At 65.8% G+C, this 15,889-nt stretch carries 17 protein-coding genes; 9 read left to right on the plus strand and 8 right to left on the minus strand.

Annotated features, from left to right (window positions below):
• A partial coding sequence (locus NP3_RS03345; RefSeq protein ID WP_245720790.1) for a 2-isopropylmalate synthase occupies positions 1-1,213 on the minus strand: 1,213 nt, incomplete at its 3' end.
• 241 nt (positions 1,214-1,454) lie between these two features.
• Between NP3_RS03345 and NP3_RS03350 the strand changes: the two genes are divergently transcribed.
• The 4 genes from NP3_RS03350 (at position 1,455) to NP3_RS03365 (ending at position 4,674) form a co-directional block, all read left to right on the plus strand.
• The gene (locus NP3_RS03350) at positions 1,455-2,126 is read left to right on the plus strand and encodes a FadR/GntR family transcriptional regulator (RefSeq protein WP_063037633.1); all 672 of its coding nucleotides are present in this window, start codon (positions 1,455-1,457) and stop codon (positions 2,124-2,126) included.
• Entirely contained in the window at positions 2,126-2,950 is an 825-nt protein-coding gene (locus NP3_RS03355) for an ABC transporter ATP-binding protein (RefSeq protein WP_063037709.1), read from the plus strand. The genes NP3_RS03350 and NP3_RS03355 overlap by 1 nt, the downstream gene beginning before the upstream one ends.
• Positions 2,951-3,061: 111 nt before the next feature.
• Complete coding sequence (locus NP3_RS03360; RefSeq protein WP_063037711.1) at positions 3,062-3,409, plus strand: YciI family protein; 348 nt, start codon at positions 3,062-3,064, stop codon at positions 3,407-3,409.
• Positions 3,410-3,417: 8 nt separating this feature from the next.
• Positions 3,418-4,674, plus strand: coding sequence for an RNA polymerase sigma factor (locus tag NP3_RS03365; RefSeq protein ID WP_063037634.1), 1,257 nt, complete (start codon positions 3,418-3,420; stop codon positions 4,672-4,674).
• A 62-nt stretch (positions 4,675-4,736) separates the two neighbouring features.
• On the opposite strand, the gene NP3_RS03370 is transcribed toward NP3_RS03365, so the two are convergent.
• The gene (locus NP3_RS03370) at positions 4,737-5,225 is read right to left on the minus strand and encodes a hypothetical protein (RefSeq protein WP_063037635.1); all 489 of its coding nucleotides are present in this window, start codon (positions 5,223-5,225) and stop codon (positions 4,737-4,739) included.
• Positions 5,222-5,590, minus strand: coding sequence for a hypothetical protein (locus tag NP3_RS03375; RefSeq protein WP_063037636.1), 369 nt, complete (start codon positions 5,588-5,590; stop codon positions 5,222-5,224). Before NP3_RS03375 ends, NP3_RS03370 begins: the two co-directional genes overlap by 4 nt.
• 21 nt (positions 5,591-5,611) lie before the next feature.
• Between NP3_RS03375 and NP3_RS03380 the strand changes: the two genes are divergently transcribed.
• On the plus strand, positions 5,612-6,205 hold the full coding sequence (locus NP3_RS03380; RefSeq protein ID WP_063037637.1) for a TetR/AcrR family transcriptional regulator: 594 nt from the start codon (positions 5,612-5,614) through the stop codon (positions 6,203-6,205).
• 120 nt (positions 6,206-6,325) lie between these two features.
• Here NP3_RS03380 and NP3_RS03385 read toward each other — a convergent pair whose 3' ends face one another.
• On the minus strand, positions 6,326-6,979 hold the full coding sequence (locus NP3_RS03385; RefSeq protein ID WP_063037638.1) for an HAD family hydrolase: 654 nt from the start codon (positions 6,977-6,979) through the stop codon (positions 6,326-6,328).
• A gap of 246 nt (positions 6,980-7,225) precedes the next feature.
• Between NP3_RS03385 and NP3_RS03390 the strand changes: the two genes are divergently transcribed.
• Positions 7,226-7,897, plus strand: coding sequence for a PaaI family thioesterase (locus NP3_RS03390; protein WP_063037640.1), 672 nt, complete (start codon positions 7,226-7,228; stop codon positions 7,895-7,897).
• A 38-nt stretch (positions 7,898-7,935) separates the two neighbouring features.
• On the opposite strand, the gene NP3_RS03395 is transcribed toward NP3_RS03390, so the two are convergent.
• The 3 genes from NP3_RS03395 to NP3_RS03405 are packed head-to-tail and all read right to left on the minus strand — an operon-like array spanning position 7,936 to position 11,048.
• Positions 7,936-9,099, minus strand: coding sequence for a sulfotransferase family protein (locus NP3_RS03395; protein WP_245720787.1), 1,164 nt, complete (start codon positions 9,097-9,099; stop codon positions 7,936-7,938).
• Positions 9,100-9,108: 9 nt separating this feature from the next.
• A complete protein-coding gene (locus NP3_RS03400) occupies positions 9,109-9,885 on the minus strand; it encodes an SDR family oxidoreductase (RefSeq protein ID WP_063037644.1) in 777 nt (258 codons plus the stop codon).
• Positions 9,885-11,048, minus strand: a complete 1,164-nt coding sequence (locus NP3_RS03405) for a hypothetical protein (RefSeq protein WP_063037713.1) — start codon at positions 11,046-11,048, stop codon at positions 9,885-9,887. Before NP3_RS03405 ends, NP3_RS03400 begins: the two co-directional genes overlap by 1 nt.
• Before the next feature lie 89 nt (positions 11,049-11,137).
• Between NP3_RS03405 and NP3_RS03410 the strand changes: the two genes are divergently transcribed.
• From NP3_RS03410 to cysC, 3 genes are read left to right on the plus strand one after another with little or no spacing between them, the layout of a single operon-like run.
• On the plus strand, positions 11,138-12,025 hold the full coding sequence (locus NP3_RS03410) for a helix-turn-helix domain-containing protein (protein WP_063037715.1): 888 nt from the start codon (positions 11,138-11,140) through the stop codon (positions 12,023-12,025).
• A gap of 32 nt (positions 12,026-12,057) precedes the next feature.
• A complete protein-coding gene (gene cysD / locus NP3_RS03415; RefSeq protein ID WP_063037646.1) occupies positions 12,058-12,990 on the plus strand; it encodes a sulfate adenylyltransferase subunit CysD in 933 nt (310 codons plus the stop codon).
• Complete coding sequence (cysC, locus tag NP3_RS03420) at positions 12,990-14,828, plus strand: adenylyl-sulfate kinase (RefSeq protein ID WP_063037648.1); 1,839 nt, start codon at positions 12,990-12,992, stop codon at positions 14,826-14,828. The genes cysD and cysC overlap by 1 nt, the downstream gene beginning before the upstream one ends.
• Here cysC and NP3_RS03425 read toward each other — a convergent pair.
• Complete coding sequence (locus NP3_RS03425; protein ID WP_063037650.1) at positions 14,825-15,754, minus strand: MerR family transcriptional regulator; 930 nt, start codon at positions 15,752-15,754, stop codon at positions 14,825-14,827. The genes cysC and NP3_RS03425 overlap by 4 nt on opposite strands.
• Positions 15,755-15,889: the final 135 nt, after the last annotated feature.

Consider the following 15,889-nt stretch of genomic DNA (forward strand, 5'->3'; position numbering starts at 1 on the left):
GGCCGTATTCGGACTCCAGCAGGTACGCGATCCCGCCCTTGCCGGACTGGGAATTCACCCGGATGACCGCGTCATAGCTGCGCCCGATATCGGCCGGATCGATCGGCAGATACGGGACATGCCAATCGAGTTCGCGTTCGTCGATTCCGGTCGCGGCCGCTCGTTCGCGATGTTCGGCCATCCCCTTCTTGATCGCGTCCTGATGTGTGCCGGAGAACGCGGTGTGCACGAGATCGCCTACATACGGATGCCTTTCGTGGACCGGTATGCGCGTGCAGTATTCGACGGTCCTGCGGATCTCGTCGATATCGGAGAAGTCGATCATCGGATCGATGCCCTGCGCATGCAGGTTCAGCGCCAGGGTCGCGATGTCGACATTGCCGGTGCGTTCGCCATTGCCGAAGACGCAGCCCTCCACGCGTTGCGCTCCGGCGAGTACTGCCAGTTCCGCGCATGCGATACCGGTACCCCGGTCATTGTGCGGGTGCACGGACAGGATGACGCTGTCGCGGCGGGCCAGGTTCTTGTGCATGTATTCGATCTGGTCCGCGTACACATTCGGTGTCGCGACCTCCACCGTGGCAGGCAGATTCAGGATCACCGGCCGCTGCGTGGTGGCGTCCCACAGGGTCGTCATGCGGTCGCAGATATCGAGTACGAAATCCGGTTCGGTCAGGTTGAACACCTCGGGCGAGAATTCGAACCGCACATTCGGCAGCTCACCGGCGAATTCGAGGACGTCGCGGCCACCTGCCATGATCAGCTCGCGCAGTTCGTGCGTGTCCTTGCCCAGCACCACATTTCGCCATACCGGAGCGGTCGCGGTGTACATGTGGACGACGACCTCGTTACGGATGCCGCGCACCGATTCCACCGTGCGTTCGATGAGATCGCGGCGGGCCGGGGTGAATACCACGATCGTGACGTCCTCCGGCGCAATCTCTGTCCGCGCGATCATCCGGACGAAATCGAAATCGGTCTGCGATGCGGACGGGTAGCCGACCTCGATCTCCTTGTAGCCCATGGCAACCAGCAGTTCGAAGAACCGCTGCTTGCGCACGGGATCCATGGGTTCGGCCAGCGCCTGGTTGCCATCGCGCAGATCGACCGGCACCCACAGCGGCGCGTGGGTGAGCCGGGCATTCGGCCAACTGCGTTCGGCGAGTGGTACTTCCACGCGATCGTAGACACTGCGATAGCGATGCGACGGCATCTGTGAATGCCGCTGCCTGTTCCACGCCGAGACGGCACCGGCGGGCGTGGCAATGGTGGGGAACATGGTCATGATTGCTGCTTCCTGGCCTGCGCGGCCGTCACAGAGAACGGTGACCGGCCACGACGAAGCCCCACGGCGGGCGGCCGGTCGTCAGGCCCCGCCGTGGCGGCTAAGCAGAAGCATGGTGCGCATGATTGCTAGACTATACACAACTCCTCAGACAAGTAGAGAGGTTCGGATGATCTCGCAGGTGCGGCGGCATCCCCTCGCGGCGCAGGCGGCAGAACTGCTGCTCACCCGCATCCGCAACGGGGAATGGCCGCTGGGACATCGCCTTCCGGGTGAAACGACCCTGGCCGCGCAGCTCGGCGTCGGCCGCTCCACAGTGCGCGAGGCGATCCGCGAATTGGCGGGTAAGGGCGTGCTCGACAGCCGTCAGGGCGCGGGTGTCTTCGTGACCGCGCTGGATGTCACCGAGGACTGGGATGTGGTGCTGCGCCGCGCCACCATCGCCGCGGTCATCGAGGCCCGCATCGCGATCGAGGCCGAGGCCGCCGCTCTGGCCGCACAGCGCCGCACCCCGGCCGACCTGCGCGCGATCCGCCGCGCGCTGGCCGCGCGGGAGGCGCACGGCGAACCGATCGCCGACCATGTCGATGCCGATATGGCATTCCACCGCACAGTCATCGTCGCCGCCCACAACGACGTGCTCACCCAGCTCTTCGACAGCTTCCTGCCCCGGCTACGGGTGGCCATGATCGATATGCTCGAGATCCGCCCGGTCCTTTCCGAGCCCGCCGACCACGACGCGCATATTCGGCTCACGGATGCGATCGCACATCGAAATCCCAGTGCCGCAGCGGAATTCAGCCGAATGCATCTGACCGCTCTGAAAGACGCGTTCACGTGATGACCGAATGGAGATCTTCCGTGTCCGAAACCCCGGTGCTGCAACTGAGCGAGGTCACCTTCCGCCGCGAAGGCAAACAGATCATCGATGGCATCTCGCTGACCGTCCACGCGGGCGAACACTGGGCGCTGCTCGGACCCAACGGCGCGGGCAAGAGCACCCTGCTCGGCTTCTGCGCCGCGGTCACCTTCCCGACCTCGGGCACCGTCGATATCCTCGGCCAGCGAATGGGCCGGGTCGATCTGGCCCCACTGCGCCACTCGATCGGGCATGTGAATCCGCGCCATCCACTGCGTTATCCGCTGACCGTCCGCGAGGTCGTGCTCACCGGCATCACCGCCACCATCGACACCCCGATGCGCTGGACGCCTACACCGGAAGATCTGCGCCGGGCGGACGCCATGATCGACACCGTCGGCCTCGAGGGCAAGGCCGAGGAGATCTGGCCGACGCTGTCGCAGGGCGAACGTGGCCGCACCCTGATCGCACGTGCCCTCATCGCCGAGCCGCGCCTGCTGCTGTTCGACGAGCCCTCGACCGGACTCGATGTGGCGGCCCGCGAACAACTGCTCGAAACCATCGACGCACTCGGCGAAACCCATCCCGAGGTCGCCTCGATCTTGGTCACCCATCATCTGGAGGAGCTGCCGAGCACCACGACCCACGCGCTGCTCATCGCCGACGGCCAGACCGTTGCCGCTGGTCCCGCCGCCGAAACGGTCACGACGGATACCGTGAGCGCGGCCTTCGACCATCCGGTGGCGGTCCGCTACGACGACGGCCGCTGGACCGCGCGGGCCGCCGTGCGCGCATGGCCCGCGTAACAAATCCGGGTTTCCGGAAGAATCTTCCGGGAGAATGTCGATTCGAGCCGATGCCGTTCGATGCGTTGAGTGAGGGTCGGACAAGCCGATCACCGAACCGAGGATGGCCAGATGCGACACATGATGCTGATCCGAGTCGATCCGACGAATGCGCCGGTTCCCGACGAGGCGCTGATCGAGCAGGTCAACAAGGTGATCGAGGAGATGACCAAGGCCGGGGTGCTGTTGGATACCGCCGGTCTGCATTCGATCACCGAGGCCACGAAGATCACCCAGACCGGCGGCAAGCAGACCGTGCTCGATGGTCCGTTCACCGAGTCGAAGGAGGTCGTCGGCGGGTACTGCCTGCTGCAGACGAAGACGAAGCAGGAGGCGGTCGAATGGACCTCGCGCTTCCTGGGCGTGCACGGGCCGGAGTGGGATATCGAGATCGAGATTCGCCAGGTCGTCGAGGGCTGACCCGATAGATGAGCCGGTCGCCCGAGCAGATCCGCGATGCCGTCGAAACCGTGTGGCGAATGGAATGGCCGCGCCTGATAGCCGGGCTGACCCGGATCGTCGGCGATATCGACGCCGCCGAAGAACTCGCCCAGGACGCGCTGGTCGCCGCATTGGAGCAGTGGCCGCACGACGGTGTGCCACCGAATCCGGGCGGCTGGCTCATGCTCACCGCGAAACATCGAGCGATCGATCGGGTGCGCCGCAATCAGAACCTCGCGCGGAAGCTGACGCTGGTCGGTCATGAACTCCGGACCGGTCCGGAGCCCGAGGCGGCCGAGGACATCGAAGACGATCTGCTGCGCATGATCTTCACGGCCTGTCATCCGGTGCTGTCGCAACCGGCCCGGGTGGCCTTGACGCTGCGATTGCTCGGCGGATTGACCACCGAGGAGATCGCCCGGGCCTTCGTCGTACCGGAATCGACTGTCGCCCAACGCATTGTGCGAGCCAAACGCACCATCGCCGCCAGGCGCGTGCCCTACGCTGTGCCGCACGGCGACGAGCTGGCCAGGCGTCTGGATTCGGTACTGGAGGTCGTCTACCTGATCTTCAACGAAGGCTATTCGGCGACGGCGGGCGATGATTGGATCCGGGTCGAATTGTGCGAGGACGCCCTGCGCTTGGCGCGGATGCTGGCGAATCTGCTGCCCGACGAACCGGAAACACACGGCCTCGCCGCACTGCTGGAATTGCAGGCATCGCGCTCGGCCGCACGGACGAGTCCCACGAAAACCGTTGTCCTGCTGGCGGATCAGGAGCGTTCCCGGTGGGATCAGCTGCTGATCCGACGTGGTTTCGCCGCACTCGGCCGCTCCCACGCGACCAGCCGCAATCGTGGGATACGGCCGGGCCGCTATGCGCTGCAAGCCGCGATCGCCACCCTGCATGCCATGGCGCCGAGCACCGAGGAGACCGACTGGCGGCGCATCGCGGGACTGTATGCCGTTCTCGCCGAACGCTTTCCGTCACCGATCGTCGAATTGAATCGAGCGGTCGCGGTCAGCATGGTGCACGGCCCCGCCGCGGGTCTCGAACTCGTCGACGCGCTCGTCGCCACCGGCACATTGGACAACTATCACCTGCTTCCCGCTGTCCGCGGCGACCTGCTCGACCAGCTCGGCCGACCGGACGAAGCGCGCGCCGAATTCGCCCGCGCGGCCGAGTTGACCGGGAACAATGCTGAACAGGCGCTACTACTGGACCGCATGGCCGGGTGTGAATAGTCGCGTAGTCGCCTCGAGCCAGCGCTCACGCGCGGCGGATGGCACCTGCGCCGGGCCCGGGGCTATCGGGATACCTCGGCCTCGGCCAGTTCCTTCAGCGTCAACAACTGTTTGCGCATCATGAGCACATCGCCGAGTGCCAGCACGCGGGCGACGAACCATGGCGCGCCGCAATGCATTCGGACCGTCAGACGGGTGCCGCGTCCTTCGGGTCGTACCGCGTAGGTGACGCAGATCTTGCCGGAGGTCAGGGTGATATGGCGGCACAGCACGAAGGAGACGAGGGTGAACGCGGACATGAACCGCTGTCCCACTTCGAGTTCGGTGAGCGCCGGATCGCGGTGGCGCGGGCTGCGCCTGCCGAAGTTGTCGAGCAGGTCGTAGCTGTACGGCGCGACCCGCAGTTGGCACAGCCAGCCGTACACCACACTGGGCGGCGCGTCGATGCTGATGGCCCGATCCGCCTGCACTCCACCGGGTTGCACCTCGTCACAGGGCAGGGGGAGCTCGCATTCGGCTTCGGTGGCACCCCAGACCAACCCCGGAATCATGCCGCGGCCGCGATTCGGCGAAGCATATCGCGCACCACGATCTTGTGGCAGCCGGTGCCGATGACCAACGCGCGGTAGATCTTTCCGTGCAGACCGGGGAATTCGGCCCAGCTCTGCGCTCGGACCAATGTCCGGCTCGGCCCTTGCTCGTCGAGTTCGAAGACCAGCGCATAACGCGAGAACCAGTGCCGCCCCCGCAGTGCCAGCCGAGCGGGCTCTTCGGCGGTGTCGAGCACGAACCCGGTCGGCGCCTTCGACGGATCGTTCGGATCCTTGCAGACAACTTTCAGCAGGGCTTTCCACGCCCGATCGCGATTCGCGTCCACCGATCTGGCATGCTCATCTATGTAGGGCAATCGCTCCATATAGAAGGAACGTACTAGTACATGGCGCCTCCCCGCAAGCACGACACCGACGTGATCCTCGACGCAGCGCGCACCCTCGTGCTCACCGACGGTCCCCGCGCCGCCAGCGTCGCGGCGATCGCGGCGGCCAGTGGCGCACCCGTCGGCACGCTCTATCACCGCTTCGGCAACCGCAACGGTGTGCTGACCGCGGCCTGGCTGCGGGCACTCGAACGCTTCCAGGACCGGGTCGAGGCCGCCGCCGACGAACCGGACCCGGTCGAGTCCGGTGTCGCGATGGCCGTGGCGAGCATTCACTTCGCTCGCGAATTACCAGACGACGCAAAGCTTTTGCTGAACCTGCGCCCCAGCGATCTGCTCGACGGCGGACCGGACGCGGAATTCCGTGCCCGCCTCGACCAGATGAACGCACCGCTCATCGACCACCTGCGCCGCATCGCCGCCGCCCGCTTCGGCTGCGACGGCGACCGCGAAATCGACGCCGTCAGCCGCGCCGTCGTCGACCTCCCCTACGCCGCCCTGCGCCGCCATGCCCAGGCCCCCGCCCTTCCCGCCTGGCTAGAAGCCGACCTCACCGCCGCCGCCCGCGCCCTGCTCGAGTCATATCACCCCTGACCCCGCCCCGGGATCCGCGCATAGGAAGCGGCTTCATGCCGCAGATCTTGACGCCGCGTGATGGGGATGTGCCCATGAACTCGACACCAAGGCGTTCTGTACGCGGCTGTGGCGATGGGTTCATTCCCCGGCGACGATCTCAGGGGTGAGTTTGTCGAGGGTGTCGATCACCTCGGCGGCCAGGGCGAGGGCGTCCGGGGCGGGTGGATATTCCGGGCGCGGTGCGGCGATAACGCGCATACCCGCGGCATGTGCCGCCCGCAGTCCGTTGCTCGAATCCTCGACGGCAGCGCATTCGGTGGACTTGTGCCGCATGAAGGCGGCCGTCGCCACGTACACATCGGGTGCGGGCTTGCCCCGATCGACCTCCTCGGTCGAGAAGGTGACGCCGAAGAATTCGATCAGCCCGGTGCGGCCGAGCACCGTGTCGATCAGGCTTCGCGGCGACGAACTGGCCACGGCGAGCGGCCAGTGTTCACTGATGCGCTGCACCGCCTCGACCGCCCCCGGCAGCAGTGGCACCGATTGCTCGTACTGCCGCGCCATGCGATCGATCACATCGTTGGCCACGGTATCCGGCGGCGCACCGACTCCGAGTTCACCGCTGAGATAGTCCGACCACTCCCCCGTACTCATCCCCATCAGCCGCTGCTGCGTATCAGGTAGCCAGCGCCCGCCCCGCTCCGCCACATACGCGCGGCGCACCTGCTCCCACACCGGCTCCGAGTCGATCAGAACGCCGTCCATATCGAAGACAACAGCAGCAATGTGCATATGAGACAAAGCCTTTCGCCGGGCAGCACCATTCGGCGACGACCCGATGGCCGACCCATCGACCCGCCCCGCGGTGCGGGGTTTCGGAAGACCTGATGAGGAACGAGTACCCACACTAGGCGAGCTAACCCTGCCCTCGCATCCCACCACCAATTCGCCGCCCCCATTAGGCGGCTTCGCCCGATTCCAGCGCATCGCGCGGCCCCTCCGAACGAGCATTCGACCGGCAACCGATAACGTGTTCTTATGAACGAAGAGCAGGTCGGCAACTCGCTGCCGAGCGAGGAGCACCACGAGGGCGGGTTCCGGCCGATGTCGGAGCTGATCGCCGCCCAGCTGGACGACCTCGATATTTCGCGCGGTGGCCCGCACTACGGCGCATTCATCGAACAGGTGCGCAGCCTGATGGATCGGGCCCGGCTGGCATGTCCGACCGATGAGCTCGCGCTGGAGACGATCGGCGTCCTCAAACAGCTCAACGACAAGCTGGACGCCGCGATCGTCGACGAATGGTCCGCCCCCGCCTGGACCCGGGCCGACCTGCCGTCGCGCGGCAATATCACCCTCCCACCGTTCGTCGTCGACAAGGCGAGCCGGGACGGCGTCGATGCCCGCATCACCTTCCGCACCTTCCACCTGGGCGGCAATAAGGCCGCCCACGGCGGACAGGTCGCGGTCGCTTTCGACGATCTGCTCGGTATGGCCGCGGCAATGCACGCGGGCGAGGTGACCCGCACCGCATCCCTGACCGTCGACTACCGCTCCATCACCCCGCTCAACACCGAACTGCGGGTGCACGCCTGGACCGAACGGCAGGAGGGCCGCAAGGTCTACGTCCGGGCCACCCTGCACGACGGCGAACGCCTCTGCGCCGAGGCACAGGGGCTGTTCATCGTGCTCAGGCCCGGTCAGCAGTAATACCGAGACCAGGTGATCACACCTGGTCTCGGGCGCGCCTAGCTCGTCGGGAAGTGCATGTTGCGGTATTCGGCGAAGCGGTTATCGACCTGATCCGCAGTCAGGCCGAAGTCCGCGAGCGTGTAGCGATGCACGGGACGGGCCGCGCCCGAGGTGCTTTCCGCATGCAGTGCCGCCATCGCCGCTGCGGCCTCGGAGCTCAGCTCGATATCGAAGTGCCGATAGATCGAACCGACGGTGTCGATCGGGTCCGCGACGAAATCGTCGTAATACACATCGCAGAACTGAGCGGCATTGTGCCGCTTGCGATCCGCGAGGAACTTATCCGCTCCCCTGGCCCACAGATCCAACTGCGCGGCACCGACGACCGGACCGCGGAACTTCTCCGACCACCCCGCCGAGGCCTGCTCGTTCAGACTGCACACCGAGGCGATGATGGTGCGCGGGTCCCGGTGCATCTGGATCACCAGCGCATCCGGATACACCTCGAAGATCGCATCCAGCGCGAACAGATGGCTCGGGTTCTTCAATACCCACCGCCGGTCGGCATCGGGCATCCCGATCAACTGCAGGTTGCGCCGATGCCTGCGATAGGCAGCGGTCCAATCCTGTTCGCGCAACCACTCCGAATAGCCGGGCAGATAGCCGAGGCATTCGTAGGACACCGACATCAGCGACTGCCGTAGCAGCTGCCAGCACTCCTCCACCTGGTCCGCCGAAATATGGTGCACGCCCATGAATTCCGGATGCTCCACATGATGCTGTTCGAATGCCGCCTCGATCCGCTGATACACCGGATTGTCCGTCCAGGTCTCGCGCGGCGGCCGCGGCTGCGGCATCTCGGTGAGCCACATTTCCAGGCCCTGATGCGCCGGATCCGCATTGAGCAGCCGGTGCACCGCCGTGGTACCCGAACGCGGCAGGCCCGTCACGAAGATCGGGCGCTCGATCGCGACGTCGGCATGTTCCGGAAAGCGTTGCCACGCAGCCTCACTCAGCAACCGGGCAATCAGCGCACCGCGCAGGAAGGCCCGATTGACCTTGTTACCAAAGGGCGTCAGCTCGGCTTCCTCGGCATAGGACTCGAGCAGCACTGCCAGCCCCTCGCGGTAGCCGTCGTCGCCGAAATCGGTCAATCCGACGACCTTGGTCGCCGAGGCGTGCAGATCGTCGATGGTGCCGACGTCGTCTCTGCCGATCACAGTCATCTCCTAGTGGTGGTATTCGCCGCCGTTGACATCCAGGCACGCGCCGGTGATCGCCCGCGCCAGATGCGAGGCGAAGAAGACCACGGCGTCGGCGATCTCATCGGGTTCGGGCAGCTTGCGCAGATCGATGGTCTCGGCCGTTTCGGCGTACACCGCTTCGGGGGTGATGCCGCGCTGCTTGGCCTGATAGTTGAAGTACCACTTCAGGTTGTCGGCCCAGATATAGCCGGGCGCAACGGTATTCACCCGGATGCCCTTGGGCCCGAGTTCGGTGGCCAGGCTCTGCGCCAGCGCGAGCAGGCTCGCCTTGGCCATCTTGTACGGCCCGAAGGTGCGCCGCGAGTGCCGCAGCACCGCCGAATTGATCATGACCACCGAGCCCGTGGACTCGGTCAACGCGGGCACGAACAGACGCGTCAACCGCAGTGCGGCAAGCACATTCGTCTCGAACCCGGCGCGCACATCATCGAGGTCGACATCGGCCAGATCGGTGATCGGCGGAATCGCGAAGGCATTGTTCACCAGGGTGTCGACATGACCGAAGGCGCTCTGTGCCGTCTCGACCAGATTCGTCACGGCCGCTTCATCATTGATATCGGTAGGCACCACCACCGCGCGCCTGCCGAGTTCGGTGATCTCCTTGGCCACCTCGGTCAGCCGCGATTCGGTCCGCGAGGCCAGCACCACATCGGCGCCCGCGCGCGCACTCTGCACCGCGATGGCCCGGCCGAGCCCCGGACCGACTCCGGAGACGACAACTACTTTGTCCTGCAACAACATCAGCCGAGCATCCTTTCCGCCACGGCAACCTGACGCGCCGCGATCCGGGCCTTCCATTCTTCTGGCGTGACCCGAGCTTCCTGGTAGTACGGCAGCCGCTCAGGCAATTCGGCGACCGATACCACCTCCACCGTCGGGCCGTCCTCGGGCTTCAGCTCCCGCGACAGCTGTTGCCAGCGGAACTGCAAGTACCCGCGCGCATGGCCGGTGCGTTCGATCCAGTTGGTCAGCCCGGGGTCGCGCTCGCTGATGACCAGCCGGATCATCCCGTCCGGATCCACGCGCGCCTGGTCGGCGGTAAGGCTGGTCTGGTGGTTGATGTAGTCCAGCGACACGTACCACATGCTGCCGAGTTGGAAACCCTGGTACGGCGAATCCGATTTCGGCACGGTGAGGATCATCGCTTGATCGTCGTCGAGTTCGTAATGGCCGACGGAGGAGAACTGGGTGGTAAGCCCGCCCGGGGTGGAGCGCGGTTCGGTCATCGTGTTGACCGGCAGGTTGAGATAGAACCACTTCGGGAACGCCAGGAAGGTATTCAGCCGCGAAACCAGCATTTTCCCGGCGATGTCGTACCGCTTGCTCATCAGGTCCCTGGTCGGCGGCGGCGGTGCGTCGCCGCTCCGGTCCACCCGCTGGATGCGGATCGTGCCGGGCTTCTCGATGGCCCAGTCGCTGTGTACCTCACGGACCACGAGCATGGCGGAGTCGGGCGCGAGATGAACATAGCCGCGGCGCGCCTCGCCGGGTCCGAGACGGAGCTCGTAGGACCCGTCGGCCGCGATATCGAGGGCGCGGGCGTCGAAGGCGGTCTCGCTGTCGGGGACGTCCACCGGCGAGTAGTTGCCGTTGAGCACCTGGAAGCTGAGGTCACGAGTGGTACCGCGGGTTCCGGTCACCACGTACTCGGCGTCGGGGCGCAGATACGAATGGAAGTAGAGGGTGTCCGGGTTGTCCAGACCCATCTTCGTATACGGGCCGGTGGACATGACGAAGAACGGAAAGTCCCGCTCGAAGGCCCACGCCATCTGGATGGAGGCGCGAATACTGCCCGCGAGGTAGTCGTAGCCCTCGACGAGGTCCTGTTCGGTTCGAATATGCGGTGCGCCGGTGATGATTTCCTCGGCGGCGGCGATGGCTTCCGCGAACGGCTGTGTCAGCAAGAGGCTTCTCCGAAGTAGCTGTTCCAAATATGTACCGCTCTGGTACATTTCGATACAAGCAAGATTAGAACCTGTTCTAGGAGTTGTCTATGGTTGCCCGCAGATCCGCCCCGACCGCACGGGTGGTCCAAGTGCTGGATTTCTTCGTCGAGCGGCGCGGCAAACGCTTCGGACTCTCCGAACTGGCCCGGGAGCTCGACCTGGCCAAACCGACCTGCCTGGGCATCCTCACCGAACTGACCGCGGGCGGCTATCTCATGCGCGATCCGAACACCCGCACCTACGGGCTCGGACCTGCGCTGATCGCCGCGGGCCGGGTGGCTCAGGACAGCTTCGCCATCGCCTCCATCGCGCGCGCCGAGCTCGAGAAACTCACCGCGCTGTACCGCACGACCTGTACCGCATCGGCCGTGGTCGGCGAACAGATCATGGTGCTGGAGAGCACCGGTCCGGGCCTGGTCAAGGTGGGTGCGGCCTACCATTTCGCACCGCCGGTGGGTCTGATGTACGTGCTCTGGGATACCGACGCGGCCTTCGACGCGTGGTTGCGCAAGCCGCCGACGGTGCCGCTGCGCCAGGACGAGGCCCGGCTGCGCCGGATCGTCGCGGAGTGCCGCGAGCGCGGCTACCTGATCGAAAGCCTGACCGCGGCCGGGCGGCGGCTGTACGCTTTGCTGGCCGGGGTCGCGGCCAGCGACCTGCCCAATGAGGTGCGCGAACTCGTCGGCGAACTGGTGACCAGCCTCGGGGAGCGGGTCTATCTCGGCACCGATCTGCGCCCGCGCAAGGAACATCCGGTCAGCCTGCTCGCGGCGCCCACCTACGGCGGCGACGGCAGGCAGAACATGGTGCTGACGATGTACGTCGGAACCTCCATCACTGGTGCCGAGATCGACCGTCGCGGAACCGCACTCGTGGCGGCCGCGGATCGGGTGACCGCCGAATCCGGGGGTCACAAGCCGGATTCGAACCATTGACCAATGACCGAAACGTGTTCTAGTTTTGGGGCGTGAGCCAGTACGCGAAGTCGACGGCGAGCACCTACGAGCTGCCTCATCTGGACGCGCTCGAGGCCGAGTCGGCACATATATTCCGGGAAGTCGCCGCCACCTTCGAACGGCCGGTGCTGCTGTTCTCCGGCGGCAAGGATTCGGTGGTCATGCTGCACCTCGCGGCCAAGGCCTTCTGGCCCGCGCCGCTGCCGTTCCCGGTGCTGCATATCGATACCGGACACAATTTCGACGAGGTCATCGAATACCGCGACCGCACCGTCGAGCGGCTCGGCCTGCAACTCGTGGTCGGCAGCGTGCAGGACGATATCGACGCGGGACGGGTGAAGGAGGAGACCGGAGCGCGCGCCTCCCGAAACCGGTTGCAGACAGCCACTTTGCTTCGTTCGATCCGCGAGGGCGGATATGACGCGGTATTCGGCGGTGCGCGCCGGGACGAGGAGAAGGCGCGCGCCAAGGAGCGCGTATTCAGCTTCCGTGACGAATACGGGCAGTGGGATCCGCGCAATCAGCGACCGGAACTGTGGAATCTCTACAACGGTCGGCACAGCAAGGGCGAACACATCCGGGTGTTCCCGCTGTCCAACTGGACCGAGCTCGATATCTGGCATTACATCGCCGCCGAGGGCATCGAGCTGCCGCCGCTGTACTACGCCCATCGCCGAAAGGTGGTGCAGCGCGACGGAATGCTGTTGGCGCACACCAGATTTCTTACCCTGCTCGACGGCGAGCAGCCCTATGACAGCACGGTGCGATTCCGGACGGTCGGCGATGCCACCTGCACCGGCTGCGTCGAATCGACCGCGGCGAGCCCGGCGGACGTGGTCGCCGAAGTCGCCGCCACCCGGGTCACCGAGCGCGGCGCCACCCGCGCCGATGACCGCATCTCCGAGGCAGGCATGGAAGACCGCAAACGCGAAGGGTATTTCTGATGACGACCACCACCCTGTTGCGCCTGGCCACCGCGGGCAGCGTCGACGACGGTAAGTCGACGCTGATCGGCCGTCTGCTGTTCGACTCCAAGACGATCTTCACCGATCAGCTCGCCGCGGTGGAGCGGACCAGCAAGGCGCGCGGTGACGATTATCCGGATCTGGCACTGCTCACCGACGGCTTGCGCGCCGAACGCGAACAGGGCATCACCATCGATGTGGCGCATCGTTACTTCGCTACCCCCCGGCGCAAATTCATCATCGCCGACACCCCGGGCCATATCCAGTACACCCGCAATATGGTCACCGGCGCCTCCACCGCCGACCTCGCGCTGATCCTGGTGGACGCACGCAAGGGCATCGTGGAACAGACGCGGCGGCATGCCTTCCTGGCCAGCCTGCTCGGCATCCCGCACCTGGTGCTGTGTGTGAACAAGATGGATCTGGCCGGATGGTCGCAGGACCGGTTCGAGGAGATCCGGGAGGAATTCGTCGGCTTCGCCACGAAACTCGATGTCGCCGATCTGTCCTTCATCCCGATGTCGGCGCTGCACGGTGACAATATCGTGCACCGTGGTGCGAGCATGCCGTGGTACGAGGGCTCGCCCCTGCTGCATCACCTCGAGGAGGTGCATATCGCCTCCGACCGCAATCTCATCGATGCGCGATTCCCAGTGCAGTATGTGACCCGCAGGCACGCAGAGGATTTCCGCGGGTATGCGGGAACCATCTCCGGCGGCGTCTTCAAGCCGGGCGACGAAGTCGCCGTGCTGCCTTCGGGATTCACTACCACGGTCGAGGCGATCTGGGGTCCGGGCGGGACGCCGATCGCGGAAGCCTTTCCGCCGCAGGCCGTTACCATCCAGCTCGCCGACCAACTCGACGTTTCCCGTGGCGATCTGATCTGCCGCCCCGCGAACCGGCCGCATGTGGGACGCGATCTGGACGCGATGGTGTGCTGGTTCGCCGAGGATTCCGAACTCACCCCCGGCGCCACCTATACCATCCGGCACACCACCCGCACCGCGACCGCCGAGGTGCGCACCCTGGACTACCGGCTCGACGTGAATACCCTGCACCGCGACGAGAGCGCGAATTCGTTGTCGCTCAACGAGATCGGCCGCATCCAGCTGCACACCCGCCAGCCCCTGCTGTTCGATCCGTACCGCCGCAATCGCACCACCGGCAGCTTCATCCTCGTCGACGACACCACCAACAACACGGTCGCCGCGGGCATGATCACCGGACCGACCCTGCCCTCCTCTCGCGTCGTCTGGCATTCGACCGCCGTCGGCCGCGACGAGCGCCCGACCGCAGGCATGACCGTCTGGCTGACCGGGCTGTCCGGCTCCGGAAAGTCTTCTGTCGCAGTGGAACTGGAGCGTCGCCTGGTCGCGGCGGACCGCCCGGCCTTCCTGCTCGATGGTGACAATCTGCGCCACGGCCTCAATGCCGACCTCGGGTTCGGCGCCGCCGACCGCGTCGAGAATATCCGCCGCGTGGGCGAAGTCGCGCGGTTGTTCGCCGAAGCCGGTGTGGTCGCGGTGGTTTCCCTGATCAGTCCCTACGCCGCCGATCGCAACAAGGTCCGGGCCGTGCACGAGGCCGCTGGCATCCCCTTCGTCGAAATCTTCGTGGATACGCCACTCGAGATCTGCGAAGCCCGCGACCCCAAGGGCATGTACGCCAAGGCCCGCGCCGGTGAGATCCGCGGTTTCACCGGCATCGACGATCCCTACGAGGCACCCACCCGAGCCGAACTGGTGCTGCGTCCCGAGGACGGCGATCCGGCGGCCATGGCCGCGGCCATCCTCGCCAAGCTGGCGGATCTGGACTAATCGGCCCGCAACGCGGCACCGAACCAGTCGAACACCGGACCGAGGGTCGGCGGGACGGGCCATCCGTTGATGACCGAGAGGAGTCGCCAATAGCGTTCGGCGCGTGGGTCTCCCGCGACCTCCAGGCGGGTCAGCAGCCAGTGCCGTAACTCGGTGTCATCGGGACGGCCGAATGTCGTCGCGTATGCGGCGGTCAGCTCATCGACAATGGGTCGGGCCGCAGCCGACGACGGCGCTGTTCCAGCTGCGAGCGCCTGGCCGACTCGTTCGCGCACGAGTTCGGTCAGCTCGTGGTGCAGGCCGGTGGTATCGCCTTCGGCGCGCTGCGCGGCCTGGTATTCCGCCATGCGGCGCACCGATGCGCGGAAATCCGGATCCCGGGTGAGTTCGGCGAGTTCCACCCAGGCCTGCACCTGGGCGGGTTCGGGGTCGTCGGGCAGTTCCGGCATTGCCGAGCGGATGAGGTCGACGAATTCCGGGTCGGCATCGGTGCCACCGAAGGTGTCTTCGACGAATTCGGTGATGAGGCGGCGCTTTTCGGCGTCGGAGAGTTCGACGAGTTTGTGCATGAGTTCCATCTCCTCGGGGGTCGAGCCCCGCTCGGCTATCGCTCGTAACACCGTGCGCCGCACCCGCAGTGTGCTGATCTGGAACTCCAGCGCATCGGCATGTGCGGCCGCGACCTCGGGCACCGTCAGTGTGCGGTCGAGCACCTGTCGGATGGCGGCCAGATCTATGCCGAGTTCGCGCAGGGTTCGCACCAGTTGCAGGCGGGCGAGCGCATCGTCGTCGTAGAGCCGGTAACCGGCGGGGCTGTGAGTGGTCGGCGGCACGACACCGGTATCGGCGTAGAACCGGATGGTCTTGACCGAGAGACCGGTCCGTTCGGCCATTGTGCCGATCGGATGAAGCGTGACGCCGTCCATACCCCTACCCTCGTGTCTCCCCTTGGTGGAGACGCAAATCCCCGCGATGCTACGGGTCCGGCGGACTCAGCCGATGGTGCGGAAGAATTCGCGGAAATCGCCTGCATTCAGTCCCGGTGCCTCCGGTTCGGAGTT

The organism is Nocardia pseudovaccinii NBRC 100343 (assembly GCF_001613225.1).
GTDB classification, from domain to species: Bacteria; Actinomycetota; Actinomycetes; order Mycobacteriales; family Mycobacteriaceae; genus Nocardia; species Nocardia pseudovaccinii.